Below are 12771 nucleotides of genomic sequence, written 5' to 3'. Positions count from 1 at the left end.
GGGAGGGAGGAGCCCGCGGCAACGACGAGACTTCCTCGTCCGGACGCACCGAGGGGCTCCCGGCCGGATGTGGCCGAGAGCCCCTTCGAGGTGGCCGGGTTCAGCGATCGGCGGCGATCAACTCCGCGATCTGCACCGCGTTCAGCGCCGCGCCCTTGCGCAGGTTGTCCGCGGTCAGGAACAGCGCCAGCCCTCGTCCGCCCGGCACCCCCGGGTCCGACCGGATGCGCCCGACGAAGCTGGGATCGGCCCCCGCCGCCTGCAACGGGGTCGGCACGTCCGACAGCTCGACCCCCGGCGCGTGCGAGAGCAGCTCGGTCGCGCGGGCGACCGAGAGGGGGCGCTCGAACTCCACGTTCACCGAGAGCGCGTGGCCGGTGAACACCGGGACGCGCACGCAGGTGCCCGACACCAGCAGGTCCGGCAGGCCGAGGATCTTGCGGCTCTCGTTGCGCAGCTTCTGCTCTTCGTCGGTCTCGAACGAGTCGTCGTCCACAATGGATCCGGCCAGCGGCAGGACGTTGAACGCGATCGGGGCGGCGTACTTGGCCGGGGCGGGGAATTCGACCGCGGAGCCGTCGTGGGTCAGCGAAGCCGCGCGGGTGGCGACGGCGTTCACCTGGGCCGCCAGCTCGTCGACACCGGCCAGTCCGCTGCCGGAGACCGCCTGGTAGGTGCTGGCGACCAGCCGGAGCAGGCCCGCCTCGTCGTGCAGCGGCTTGAGCACCGGCATCGCGGCCATGGTGGTGCAGTTGGGGTTCGCGATGATCCCCCGCCCGGCGAGCTTGATCGCTTCGGGGTTCACCTCGCTGACCACCAGCGGCACGTCCGGGTCGCGCCGGAAGGCCGAGGAGTTGTCGATCACCGTCACCCCCGCGGCGGCGAACCGCGGCGACTGCTCCCGCGAAGTCGCGCCGCCCGCGGAGAACAACGCGATGTCCAAACCGGACGGATCCGCGGTGGCCGCGTCCTCGACCACGATCTCGGTGTCCCGCCACGGCAGGGTGCTACCCGCCGAGCGCGGGGACGCGAAGTACCGCATCTCCGCCACCGGGAAGTCCCGCTCCGCCAGCAGTTTCCGCATCACGGCACCGACCTGGCCGGTCGCCCCGACCACACCGACGCGAAGCTCGCCGGCCATCAGCGACCACTCCCCGCGTAGACCACCGCTTCCTCGTCGCCGCCCAGCTCGAACGCCTCGTGGATCGCGCGCACGGCCTCGTCGAGCTGCGAGTCGCGGATCAGCACCGAGATCCGGATCTCCGAAGTGTTGATGATCTCGATGTTCACCCCGGAGCGGGCCAGCGCCTCGCAGAACGTCGCGGTCACGCCGGGGTGCGAGCGCATGCCTGCGCCGACCAGCGAGACCTTGCCGACGTGGTCGTCGTAGAGCACCGAATCGAAACCGATCTCGGCCTTGACCTTCTCCAGCTCCTTGACCGCCTTGGCGCCGTTGGACTTGGTCAGGGTGAAGGTGATGTCGGTGCGGCCCGACACCGTGCTGGACACGTTCTGCAGCACCATGTCGATGTCGATCTCGGCGTCGGCGATCACCCGGAAGATCCGGGCCGCCGCGCCGGCGGTGTCCGGCACTCCGGTGACCGTGATCTTGGCCTCGGAGCGGTCGTGCGCCACACCGGTGATCAGCGCTTGTTCCACGGGGATCTCCTCGATTGAACCGGCCACGGTGGTGCCCGGCTTGTCGCTGTAGGAAGAACGGACTCGGATCGGAACGTCGTAGCGGCGCGCGTACTCGACCGAGCGCAGGTGCAGGATCTTCGACCCGCTCGCGGCCAGCTCCAGCATCTCCTCGTACGGGATGGTGTCGAGCTTCCGGGCGTTCGGCACGATCCGCGGGTCGGCGGTGTACACACCGTCCACATCGGAATAGATTTCGCACACGTCCGCGTTCAGCGCCGCGGCCAGCGCGACGGCGGTGGTGTCCGAGCCACCGCGGCCGAGCGTGGTGATGTCCTTGGTGTCCTGGGCCACGCCCTGGAAACCGGCCACCAGCGCGACGTAGCCCTGTTCGAGCGCCACGGTGACGCGGCTCGGGGTGACGTCGATGATGCGCGCGTTGCCGTGCACCGACGTGGTGACCACGCCGGCCTGCGAGCCGGTGAACGACCAGGCCTCGGCCCCCTGGGCCGCGATGGCCATGGCGACCAGCGAGTTCGAGATGCGCTCACCGGCGGTGAGCAGCATGTCCATCTCCCGCTCCGGCGGCGCCGGGTTCACCTGCTGCGCCAGGTCGAGCAGCTCGTCGGTGGTGTCACCCATCGCCGAGCACACCACGACGACGCTGTTGCCCGCCTTCTTGGTGGCGACGATGCGCTCCGCCACGCGCTTGATCCGGTCGGCACTTTCCAGCGACGATCCGCCGTACTTCTGGACCACGAGGGCCACGCCCGAACCTCCTAGACGGGCCGGGTCAGCTCCTGATGGGCACCCAGGAGCCCCCGCACCCCTTCATTTGGGAAAAGCCTACCGGGGCGGGAGCCACCCGCCACCCCATCGAGTGGCGGCGGCCACCGAAGGAGGGCCGGTTCCCGGTAAAACTTCCTCGACGCCGCCGAAATGCTCGGAGCCCTTCCGCCGGAGTGATGGAAAGCACTACCGGCGGTGCTCCCCACCGGCGGCACTACGGTGGGCCTGTGCGCAAATCCGCCGAGACGAGTGTCCCCCTGCTGCCGGCCGTCGCCGAGCGCTGGAGCCCCCGCGCCTTCGACGCCGCGGCCGAGCTGACCGGCCCGCAACTGACCGCCCTGCTGGAGGCCGCCCGCTGGGCGCCGTCCTTCGGCAACACCCAGCCGGCCCGGTACCTGGCCGGTCGCCGCGGCGACCGCGCGTTCACCCTGATCCTCGAGGCGCTGAACCCGGGGAACCAGGCTTGGGCGTTCCGCGCGAGCGCGCTGCTGATCGGCGTCACGGTGACCTCGAACGAAAAGGGCGAGGTCCCGTACGCCGATTACGGACTGGGCCTGGCCAGCGAGAACCTGGTGCTCCAGGCCGTGGAGCTGGGCCTGGTCGCGCACCAGATGGCGGGCTTCTCCGCGGACGCGGTGCGCTCTTCGTTCGGGCTGCCGGACGAGGCCGTGCCCCGGATCGCCATCGCCGTCGGCACGCTGGCCGACGCGTCGGTGCTGGAGGACGAGCGAGGGGTCGAGCGCGAACGGGCCGCTCGACACCGGCTGCCACTGGAGGAATTCGCCTTCGGCGACCGCTGGGGCGAGCCCGTCACCCCGTGACGGGAGACCGGCGGCTCAGGCGGCGCCGATGCCGCCGATCCGGCGGATGATCCGGGCCAGGATCGCGGACACGACCAGCCAGAAGACGGCCGCGATGCCGTAGTTCACCAGCACCCGCAGCTTGGCGTCACTCGGGGTGAACAGGTCCTTGAAGCCGAGGGACAGCCCGTCGGCCCAGCTCCGGACGAACGACACGATGCCGTTGGCCGCGTTGGCCTCGCCGATCACGAAGATCACGTGCAGCACGAGCAGCGCGGCGAAGATCAGCCCGATCCACCGCACGATCGAGGCCAGGGGGGAAAAGACCTGTTCACGGCCCCGGCGCCAGTCGATCGGCGCCCGCTTCGGCTTGGGCTCGGCCACCTCTTCAGGTTCCGCTTCGGCATGCTCGGCCATGCCGCGCAGTTTGACACGTCGGGCGCCCAGCCGCTACCCGCTGGTAACACCCACGGCCCACCAGGGGTAACAGTTCGATCCCGGAGGCGGCTTCCCAACGGTGGCGGTCCGTGGTTAAAGTGGGCGCGTGGCGCGTGCTCTCCTGCTTCGCTGCCGCGACGGGGCCTGACCAGGACCGGCTCCTCGTCGCGGGGCTTGGTGGTGCCGGTCGTAAGCACCCATCCTCAGGAGACCCTTCCCCATGAGCGCGCCCGATCCTCGTACGTCCACCAGCCGCATCCGCACCCCTTCGCGTCCCGGCGCCCCCGGCCAGCCGGCCTGGAACCCGCAGCGCGGCACGTCGATGCCGGTGCACCGCTACCGCCCGTGGCACGAGCTGGTCGAGGACATCGACCTGCCCGACCGCACCTGGCCGGCCCGGCGCATCGAGCGCGCGCCGCTGTGGTGCGCGGTCGACCTGCGTGACGGCAACCAGGCCCTGATCGACCCGATGTCGCCCGCGCGCAAGCGCAAGTTCTTCGACCTGCTGGTCCGCATGGGCTACAAGGAGATCGAGGTCGGCTTCCCGGCCGCCTCGCAGACGGACTTCGACTTCGTCCGCGAGATCGTCGAAGAGGGCGCGATCCCGGACGACGTCAGCATCCAGGTGCTGACCCAGTGCCGCCCGGAGCTGATCGAGCGCACGTTCAAATCGCTGGAGGGCGCGCCCCGCGCGATCGTCCACATCTACAACTCGACTTCGATCCTGCAGCGCCGCGTGGTGTTCCGCGAGGAGCGCGAGGGCATCAAGAAGATCGCGACGCAGGCCGCGGAGATGGTCCTCGAGCTGGCCGCGAAGCAGCCGGACACCGACTTCCGCTTCCAGTACTCGCCCGAGTCCTACACCGGCACCGAGCTGTCGTACGCGGTCGAGGTGTGCGACGCCGTCACCGAGATCTGGCAGCCGACGCCGGAGAAGCCGGTGATCCTGAACCTGCCGGCGACCGTCGAGATGGCGACGCCGAACGTGTACGCCGACTCGATCGAGTGGATGAGCCGCAACCTGGCCCGCCGCGACTCGGTGATCCTGTCGCTGCACCCGCACAACGACCGCGGCACCGGCATCGCCGCCGCCGAGCTGGGCTACCAGGCCGGCGCCGACCGGATCGAAGGCTGCCTGTTCGGCAACGGCGAGCGCACCGGCAACGTCGACCTGGTCGCGCTGGGCATGAACCTCTACAGCCAGGGCATCGACCCGCAGATCGACTTCTCCGACATGGACGAGATCAAGCGCACGGTCGAGTACTGCAACCAGCTGCCGGTGCCGGAGCGCTCCCCGTGGGGCGGTGACCTGGTCTTCACCGCGTTCTCCGGCAGCCACCAGGATGCGATCAACAAGGGCCTGGACGCGTTGAAGGATGCGGCCGGCCAGCAGGGCGTACCGCTGGACGAGTACCCCTGGGAGGTACCGTACCTGCCGATCGACCCGAAGGACGTCGGCCGCACGTACGAGGCGGTGATCCGGGTCAACTCGCAGTCCGGCAAGGGCGGGGTCGCCTACATCATGAAGGCCGAGCACCAGTTCGACCTGCCGCGCCGGTTGCAGATCGAGTTCTCGAAGGTGGTCCAGCGCCACACCGACACCGCGGGCGGCGAGGTCGACCCGGCGACGATGTGGAACGCGTTCGCCGCCGAGTACCTGGAGCTGAAGACGCCGCTGGAGCTGATCCGCCAGCGGGTCACGGACAACGGCGGCGGCGAGTACGACCTGGAGGCCACGGTCAAGGTCGACGGCGACGAGCACGACATCACCGGCCGCGGCAACGGCCCGATCGCGGCGTTCTTCGACGCGCTCTCGACCGTCGGCTTCGACCTGCGGCTGCTGGACTACAGCGAGCACACCCTGACCCCGGGTGACGACGCGCGCGCCGCGTCGTACATCGAGTGCGCGATCTCGGACCGGGTGTTCTGGGGCATCGGTGTCGACCCGTCGATCGTGACCGCCTCGCTGCGCGCGGTGGTCAGCGCGGTCAACCGCGCCAACCGGTAGCCGCCGGGGGTCGGCCGGACCGTTCCGGCCGACCCCGAACCGGGGGGCGGCCGCCCTCCGGTTCCCTCACGCGGTCAGCTCCGCCACCTCCGCCCGCAACTCCTCCAGCACCGTCACCACCGCCGGGCGGGAGGTCGCCCCCGTGCGGCAGACCGCTTCGACCAGGCGGGCGGCGCGGATGCCGGCCAGCGGGCGGCCGACCAGGCCGCTGCCCCGGCGGGTGTCCATGGTGTGGCGGGGCAGCAGCGCGATCCCGTGGCCGGCCGCGACCAGGCGTTCGGTGATGCGGAAGTCGTTGATGCGCTGGACGATCCGCGGGCGCACGCCGGTGCGGACGGTCAGTGAGCGCAGCACGTCGTCGACCGGGAAGCCGCGGTCGACGCTGATCCACCGTTCTTCGGCCAGTTCGGCCAGGTCCACCCGGCGGTGACGAGCCAGGCGGTGCCCGGTCGGGAGCGCGACGTCGAGTGGTTCGCGCAGCAAGGGGAGAAACTCCAGCCGGTCGGACCGGAACTCGGGCGCGTGCTCGTCGCGATGGGCCACGACCACGTCGTAGTCCGCGAGCAGGCCGGGGACCTCCGGGGGCGTCATGTCGACATCGCGGACGTCCACTTCGAGCCCGTCGTGCGCCGCGATGCGGTGGAGCAGCCCCGGCAGCAGCATCAGGCCGGCCGACTGGAAGATCGCGATCCGCACCCGGCCCCGCGGCGCGCGGCGATAGGCGTCCAGCTCCGATTCCGCCCGGTCCAAGGCCGCCAGCACCTCGTCGGCGCGGGCGACCAGCGCGCGGCCCGCGTCGGTGAGCCGCAGCCCCCGCCCGGCCGGCTCGGTCAGGGTCACGCCGACCTCACCCTGCAACGCCCGCAATTGCTGGGAAACCGCGGACGGCGAGCAGTGCAGTGCCCGCGCCGCCGCCGTCACGCTGCCGCGGTCGGCGAACTCACGCAGCATCCGCAGTCTTCCGAGGTCCACGCCGGTCAGCGTAGTTGAAGCAGAACTGCACGGTCAGTGCAGATATTCGCGCTGGTGCTTCACGGTCGTGGTCGGCACAGTGGGGGCCATGCCCGCCCGTGACCGTCTGCTCGCCGTGCTCGTCGCCGTCCTGTGGGGCGGCAACTTCCTCGCCATCCACGCCACCCTCGGCCAGTTCCCGCCCGTGTTCGCGGGCGCGCTGCGGTTCGCCGTGATCGCGCTGCCGACCGTGCTGTTCGTGCCGTGGCCGCGGGTGAAGCTGCGACACCTGCTCGGCTACGGGCTGGGGTTCGGCACCGGCCAGTTCGCCTTCCTGTTCATCGCCATGGACACCGGCATGCCGACCGGGCTGGCCTCCCTGGTGCTCCAGGCTTCGGCGCCGTTCACCGTGCTGCTCGGTGCGGTCCTGCTGCGCGAACGCGTGTCCGGCCGCCAGCTGACCGGCATCCTGCTGGCCGTCGCCGGCCTGTCGGCGATCGCCTGGCAGCAGGCCGGGCACGCCGCGCTGCTGCCGGTGATCCTGACCCTGCTGGCCGCCCTGAGCTGGGCGTTCGGCAACCTGAGCCTGCGCCGCGCGGAGCCGGACAACCCGCTGCACCTGACGTTGTGGATGTCGGTGGTGCCGCCGCTGCCGATGTTCGGCCTCTCACTGGTCCTGGAGGGCCCGGCCGCGCAGTGGCGTTCGCTGAGCACCCTGGCCACCCCGACCGGCCTGGTCGGGGTGGCCGGGCTGGCCTACGTGGTGCTGCTCGGCACCGTCGCCGGCTCCGGCATCTGGACCACCCTGATGCGCCGCAACCCCGCGGGCGTGGTCGCGCCGTTCTCCCTGCTGGTGCCGGTGGTCGGGCTGACCGCCTCGTACCTCGTGCTGGACGAGCAGCCGAGCCGGCTGGAGATCGTCGCCGCGGCTGTGGTCATCGGCGGGGTGCTGATCGGCTCCCTGCGCCGCAAGCCGGTCCTGGCCCCGGAGGAGGAGCTGTTGCCGGCCTGAAGGGTTCAGGTCCGGCCCCACCGGCCATCGTGGCCGGCCGCTCGCGCGGCTTTCAGGCGACCGCGTCGTCCTTCTCCGTCGGCGTCTCGTCGTGGTTGCGGGACATGCGCTTCTTCAGCACCAGCGTCACGACCACGCCGACGACCAGCGCGAGGCCGAGACCGGCCCACTGGAAGCCCTTCAGCCACTTGTCCGCGACGACGCCCAGGTAGTAGATCAGCGCCGTGGTGCCGCCGGCCCAGATGATGCCGCCGAGGGCGTTCGCGATCAGGAAGCGCGGGTAGTGCATGTTCAGCGAGCCGGCGAGCGGGCCGGCGAGGATGCGCAGCACCGCGATGAAGCGGCCGAAGAACACGGCCCACATTCCGCGTTTGTGGAACATCCGCTCGGCGTTCGCGACGTGCTGCGGGCCGAAGTGCTTGGGGAACTTGCGCCCGGCCCAGTCGAACAGCCGCTTCCCGCCCTTCCGGCCGATCAGGTAGCCGATGCTGTCGCCGATGATCGCGCCCGCGCTGGCCAGCGCCCCGATCCACAACGGGTTCAGGCCGCTGTGCGACGAGGCCAGCAGGGCGGCGCTGACCAGCACGACTTCACCCGGCAGGGGGATCCCGAGGCTTTCCACCATCACCACGAGGCCCACCACCAGATAGACCGACAGCGGAGGAATCGCCTCCAGCACGTGGTCGATGCTCACTCGCCTGCTCCCAACTCGCCGGATTCGTGCCTGGTCCTCGCAGCCTACCGGGGCCCGCCCGGCCTGGCGTCCGCCTCGGGGCGGGGTTGGGGTCTTCCGTCAACCCGGTTTTCCGGACAAAAACCGCAAAACGGAACGATTCACGGGAAGTCCGGCATCGGCGGCGCCTCGGCGAGCGCGACCGGCAGCCGCTACGGGCCGAGCGGCCGGAGTGCCCGCGGGCGGGTTCGGCTCGCCCTCGCCCCCCGGGCGGCCCGCTGCCGCGCCGCGGCCGACCCGCCCGGCCGAAATCGGCGATCGGTCCACTGTGGACCGGCCGCCGATTTCGCCGGGGCTAGAGGATTTCCGTCACCGAGCCGACGTCCGGGGGGCCGACGTCGGGGCTCACCGCACCGGTGACCTCCACCAGCTCCGGCTTCACCTCGTGCGGGCTGATGCGGCCGTCGCGGATGTCCTCGGCGTAGTGGCAGGCCACGCGGTGACCCGCGCCGATCTCCCGCAACTGCGGGCGGTCGGTGTCGCACAGGCTGGCCTGCCGCCACGGGCACCGCGTGTGGAAGCGGCAGCCGGTCGGCGGGTTGGCCGGCGAAGGCAGGTCGCCCGCCAGCAGGATCTGCTCGCGGGTGTCCTCCACGACCGGGTCCGGCACCGGGATGGCCGAGAGCAGCGCCCGGGTGTACGGGTGCAGCGGGTTCTCGTACAGCTCGGCCGCCGTGGTCTCCTCGACCAGCGCGCCCAGGTACATCACGCCGATGCGGTCGGAGATGTGGCGCACCACGGCGAGGTCGTGCGCGATCACCAGGTAGGTCAGGCCCAGCTCGTTCTGCAGGTCCTCCAGCAGGTTGACCACCTGGGCCTGCACCGACACGTCCAGCGCGGACACCGGCTCGTCGGCCACGATCAGGTCCGGCTCGACCGCCAGCGCCCGCGCGATGCCGATGCGCTGGCGCTGCCCGCCGGAGAACTCGTGCGGGTACTTGCGCAACGAGGTCTCGGGCAGCCCGACCGCGCCCAGCAGCTCCCGCAGCCGCGCCTGGGTGGTCTCCTCGTCCTGGTCGAGGCCGTGCGCGTGCATGCCCTCGAGCAGGATCGACTCCACCGACTGGCGCGGGTCGAGGCTGGACATCGGGTCCTGGAAGATCATCTGCATCCGCCGCCGGGCCTTGCGCAGCTTCTCGCCCTTGAGCTGGGCCACGTCGGTGCCGTCGAACACGACCTGGCCCGCCGTCGGCTCGTTCAGCCGCAGGATCGCCCGGCCGAGCGTGGACTTGCCGCAGCCGGACTCACCCACCAGCCCGTAGGTCTCGCCGCGGCGGATCGCCAGGTCCACGCCGTCCACGGCGAACACGTGCCCGACCGTGCGGTCGACCACCACCCCCCGCTTGATCGGGAAGTGCACCTTGAGGCCGGTGACCTCGAGCAGGACCTCGGGGCTCGGCTCGATGGTGCTGGACTCGGTCATCGGGTCCCCCCTCCGGCAGCCACGGCGGGCTTGACCGGGTTGTGGCAGCGCAGCAGGCGGTGGTCTTCGGCCGTCAGCTCCGGCGAACGCTCCCGGCACACCGGCAGCGCGTTGGGGCAGCGCGGCGCGAACGCGCAGCCGCCGTCCCACGGGATGTTGTCCGAGACCGAGCCCTGGATCGGCACCAGCTTCTCGCCCCGGCCCTGGTCCAGGCGCGGGATCGAGGCGAGCAGGCCGTGGGTGTAGGGGTGGCGCGGCTCGGCGAACAGCGCGTGCCGCTCGGCCCGTTCCACGATCCGCCCGCCGTAGAGCACGTTGACCTGGTCGCACAGCCCGGCGACCACCCCGAGGTCGTGCGTGATCATGATCAGCGCGGTGCCGGTGTCCTGCACCAGCTCCCGCAGCAGCGCGAGGATCTGGGCCTGGATGGTCACGTCGAGCGCGGTGGTCGGCTCGTCCGCGATGAGCAGCCGCGGCCGGCAGGCCAGCGCGATCGCGATCAGCGCGCGCTGGCGCATCCCGCCGGAGAGCTGGTGCGGGTACTCCGACAGCCGCCGGGACGGGTCGGGGATGCCGACCTTGTCCAGCAGCTCCGTCGCCTCGATCTTCGCCTTGCTGCGCGAAAGACCGCGGTGGCGTTCGAGCACCTCGGTGATCTGCAGCCCGATCGGGATCACCGGGTTCAGCGAGGACAGCGGGTCCTGGAACACCATGCCCAGGTCGCGGCCGCGCCGGTCCCGCATCTCGCGGTCGGAGATCTTCATCAGGTCGGTGCCCTCGAACGACACCGAACCGCTGACCTGGTTGCCGCGCTTGGCCAGCAGCCGCATGATCGCCAGCGAGGTCACCGACTTGCCGCAGCCGGACTCGCCGACCAGCCCGACCGTCTGGCCGGGCTCGACGTCGAAGGTGACGCCGTCGACCGCGGTGAACGGATCCTCACCACGGCGCTGGAACACGACCTTGAGATCGCGGACTTCGAGCAGGGCCACGGGGTTCACCGCCGGTTCTTCGGGTCGAGGGCTTCACGCAGGGACTCGCCGAGCAGCGTGAACCCGAGGGCCACCACGATGATCGCGACGGCCGGGTAGTACGCCAGCTCGGGGCGGATGTCGAGGAACTGGCGCGCGGCGTTGCCCAGCATCAGCCCCCACTCCGAGCGGGTCGGGTCCGGGTCGCCCAGGCCGAGGAACGACAGCGCCGCGGCCTCCAGGATCGCCGTGGCCAGGGTGAGCGTGGCCTGCACGATCACCGGTCCCAGCGAGTTCGGCAGCATGTGCCGGAAGACGATCGTCGTGCGCTTCACCCCCAGCGAGGTCGCCGCCAGCACGTGGTCGGCCTCCCGCTGCGCGAGCATGGAGCCGCGCAGCAGCCGCGCGAAGATCGGCACGCCGATGATCGACACGGCCAGGATGACCGTCCACTGGCTCGGCTTCGCGAACAGCGCCGCGATCGACACGGCCAGCAGCAGCGACGGGAACGAAAGCAGCACGTCGACCAGTCGCATGAGGACGGTGTCGACCCAGCCGCCGAAGGCACCGGCCAGACCGCCGATGATCACCCCCAGCAGCACGCCGATGAGCGTGGCCAGCACGCCGACCAGCAGCGTCTGCTGCGCGCCGACCAGCAGCCGGGACAGGAAGTCGCGGCCGAAGTCGTCCACGCCCAGCGGGAAGCCGGGCTGCGCGCCCGGGATGATCCCCCGGCCGAGCTGGACCTGGTCCTGCAGGTACCGCGTCTGCGGGTCCTTCGGGGCCAGCAGCGGCGCGAAGATCGCCAGCAGCACGAACAGCAGGGTGATCACCCCGCCGGTGATGGCCACCGGGCTGCGCAGCATCCGCCGGAAGGCCTCGGCACCGAGGCTGCGCCCGCTCGCACTGGCCGCGGCGAGCTGGTCGATCGGTTCCTTCTTCTTGTTCAGCAGAGTGTTCATCGCACACGCACCCTCGGGTCGATGATCCCGTACGAGACGTCGACCAGCATGTTCACCAGCACGTAGACCAGTGCCCCGAACAACAGCAACGCCTGCAGCCGGGGGTAGTCATGCCGTTCGATGCCCTCGGCGAGCAGGAACCCGAGGCCGCGGAAGTTGAACACCCGCTCGGTCAGCACCGCACCGCCGAGCAGCGCGCCGGTCTGCAGGCCGATGGTGGTGACCACCGGCAGCAGGGCGTTGCGCAGCACGTGCCGTTGCCGGACCACCTGCTGGGTCAGGCCCTTGGAGTTGGCCGTGCGGATGAAGTCCTCGTTGAACACCTCGAGCACCGAGGCCCGGGTGATCCGGGTGATCACCGCGAGCGGGATCGTGGCCAGCGCGAACGCCGGCAGGACCAGGTGCTTGATCGCGTCCCAGACCGCGTCCCACTCGCTGGTCATGATGCCGTCGAGGATGGCGAAGTTGGTGATGCTGGTGGCGTCGATACCCGGCGCCTGGCGGCCCTGCGACGGCAGACCCAGTGGGGCCGAGATCAGGTCCTGCATGGTGTAGCCGAGGAAGAACACCGGCACCGCGACCCCGATCAGGGTCAGCACGATGATGATGTTGTCCGCGATCCCGCCGCGGTAGCGCGCGGCCAGGTAGCCGAACGGCACGCCCAGGACGATCGCGATGATCATCGCCGAGAAGCCCAGCTCGATCGTGGCGGGCAGGAACGTGCCGATCTCCGACATCACCGGCTGCGCGGAGACCAGCGAATTGCCGAAGTCGCCGGTGGCGGCGCGGCCGAGGAACTTGAAGTACTGCAGGATGATCGGCTGATCGAGGCCGAGCACGTGGTTGAGGTTGGCGATCTTCTCCGGCGTCGCCTTGTCACCCAGCAGCGCGGCGGCCGGGCCGCCGGGCAGGGAACGCAACCAGGCGAACACCAGAACGGACAGGATGAGCAGCGTCGGAATGGCTTGCAGCACCCGACGCACGAGGAAACGGAGCACTTTCAGTCCTTTGTAAACCAGCCCGGGAACGTGGCCAAAGGGCAGGCG

At 70.7% G+C, this 12771-nt stretch carries 12 protein-coding genes; 3 read left to right on the top strand and 9 right to left on the bottom strand.

The window, feature by feature from the left end; translation table 11 throughout:
- Positions 1–100 precede the first annotated feature (100 nt).
- Both NYF13_RS07850 and NYF13_RS07845 read right to left on the bottom strand, forming a co-directional pair.
- Positions 101–1141 (bottom strand): aspartate-semialdehyde dehydrogenase, encoded by a 1041-nt coding sequence (locus NYF13_RS07850; RefSeq protein WP_315655280.1) that lies wholly within the window; start codon positions 1139–1141, stop codon positions 101–103.
- Positions 1141–2406 carry an aspartate kinase gene (locus NYF13_RS07845; protein ID WP_315655279.1) on the bottom strand — a complete coding sequence of 422 codons (1266 nt, stop codon included), beginning with the start codon at positions 2404–2406 and terminating at the stop codon, positions 1141–1143. Before NYF13_RS07845 ends, NYF13_RS07850 begins: the two co-directional genes overlap by 1 nt.
- 248 nt (positions 2407–2654) lie before the next feature.
- On the opposite strand from NYF13_RS07845, the gene NYF13_RS07840 reads away from it, so the two are divergent.
- Positions 2655–3248: a nitroreductase family protein gene (locus NYF13_RS07840; protein WP_315655278.1), complete on the top strand. Its 594-nt coding sequence runs from the start codon at positions 2655–2657 to the stop codon at positions 3246–3248.
- 15 nt (positions 3249–3263) lie between these two features.
- Here NYF13_RS07840 and NYF13_RS07835 read toward each other — a convergent pair whose 3' ends face one another.
- The gene (locus tag NYF13_RS07835; protein WP_315655277.1) at positions 3264–3644 is read right to left on the bottom strand and encodes a hypothetical protein; all 381 of its coding nucleotides are present in this window, start codon (positions 3642–3644) and stop codon (positions 3264–3266) included.
- A gap of 241 nt (positions 3645–3885) precedes the next feature.
- Here NYF13_RS07835 and leuA point away from each other — a divergent pair, with 241 nt between their 5' ends.
- Positions 3886–5673 carry a 2-isopropylmalate synthase gene (leuA, locus tag NYF13_RS07830; protein ID WP_315655275.1) on the top strand — a complete coding sequence of 596 codons (1788 nt, stop codon included), beginning with the start codon at positions 3886–3888 and terminating at the stop codon, positions 5671–5673.
- 66 nt (positions 5674–5739) lie between these two features.
- Here leuA and NYF13_RS07825 read toward each other — a convergent pair whose 3' ends face one another.
- Positions 5740–6645, bottom strand: a complete 906-nt coding sequence (locus tag NYF13_RS07825; protein WP_315655274.1) for a LysR family transcriptional regulator — start codon at positions 6643–6645, stop codon at positions 5740–5742.
- An 88-nt stretch (positions 6646–6733) separates the two neighbouring features.
- Here NYF13_RS07825 and NYF13_RS07820 point away from each other — a divergent pair, with 88 nt between their 5' ends.
- Positions 6734–7636 (top strand): EamA family transporter, encoded by a 903-nt coding sequence (locus tag NYF13_RS07820; RefSeq protein ID WP_315655273.1) that lies wholly within the window; start codon positions 6734–6736, stop codon positions 7634–7636.
- A gap of 52 nt (positions 7637–7688) precedes the next feature.
- Here NYF13_RS07820 and NYF13_RS07815 read toward each other — a convergent pair whose 3' ends face one another.
- From NYF13_RS07815 to NYF13_RS07795, 5 genes are all read right to left on the bottom strand, one after another.
- Entirely contained in the window at positions 7689–8330 is a 642-nt protein-coding gene (locus tag NYF13_RS07815) for a DedA family protein (protein WP_315655272.1), read from the bottom strand.
- A 334-nt stretch (positions 8331–8664) separates the two neighbouring features.
- The gene (locus NYF13_RS07810; protein ID WP_315655271.1) at positions 8665–9792 is read right to left on the bottom strand and encodes an ABC transporter ATP-binding protein; all 1128 of its coding nucleotides are present in this window, start codon (positions 9790–9792) and stop codon (positions 8665–8667) included.
- Positions 9789–10784 (bottom strand): ABC transporter ATP-binding protein, encoded by a 996-nt coding sequence (locus NYF13_RS07805; protein WP_315657255.1) that lies wholly within the window; start codon positions 10782–10784, stop codon positions 9789–9791. Before NYF13_RS07805 ends, NYF13_RS07810 begins: the two co-directional genes overlap by 4 nt.
- 5 nt (positions 10785–10789) lie before the next feature.
- Positions 10790–11725, bottom strand: a complete 936-nt coding sequence (locus NYF13_RS07800; RefSeq protein WP_315655269.1) for an ABC transporter permease — start codon at positions 11723–11725, stop codon at positions 10790–10792.
- Positions 11722–12723, bottom strand: a complete 1002-nt coding sequence (locus tag NYF13_RS07795) for an ABC transporter permease (protein WP_315655267.1) — start codon at positions 12721–12723, stop codon at positions 11722–11724. Before NYF13_RS07795 ends, NYF13_RS07800 begins: the two co-directional genes overlap by 4 nt.
- Between the last annotated feature and the right edge of the window lie 48 nt (positions 12724–12771).

The sequence above is a fragment of the Amycolatopsis sp. PS_44_ISF1 genome (assembly GCF_032335455.1).
Taxonomy (GTDB): Bacteria; Actinomycetota; Actinomycetes; order Mycobacteriales; family Pseudonocardiaceae; genus Amycolatopsis.
This window is presented reverse-complemented; position numbering and strand designations above follow the sequence as displayed.

Coding starts and splice junctions, on each gene's coding strand:
- NYF13_RS07850 (WP_315655280.1), bottom strand. CDS start 1,141: ATGGCCGGCGAGCTTCGCGTCGGTGTGGTCGGGGCGACCGGCCAGGTC.
- NYF13_RS07835 (WP_315655277.1), bottom strand. CDS start 3,644: ATGGCCGAGCATGCCGAAGCGGAACCTGAAGAGGTGGCCGAGCCCAAG.
- leuA (WP_315655275.1), top strand. CDS start 3,886: ATGAGCGCGCCCGATCCTCGTACGTCCACCAGCCGCATCCGCACCCCT.
- NYF13_RS07820 (WP_315655273.1), top strand. CDS start 6,734: ATGCCCGCCCGTGACCGTCTGCTCGCCGTGCTCGTCGCCGTCCTGTGG.
- NYF13_RS07810 (WP_315655271.1), bottom strand. CDS start 9,792: ATGACCGAGTCCAGCACCATCGAGCCGAGCCCCGAGGTCCTGCTCGAG.
- NYF13_RS07800 (WP_315655269.1), bottom strand. CDS start 11,725: ATGAACACTCTGCTGAACAAGAAGAAGGAACCGATCGACCAGCTCGCC.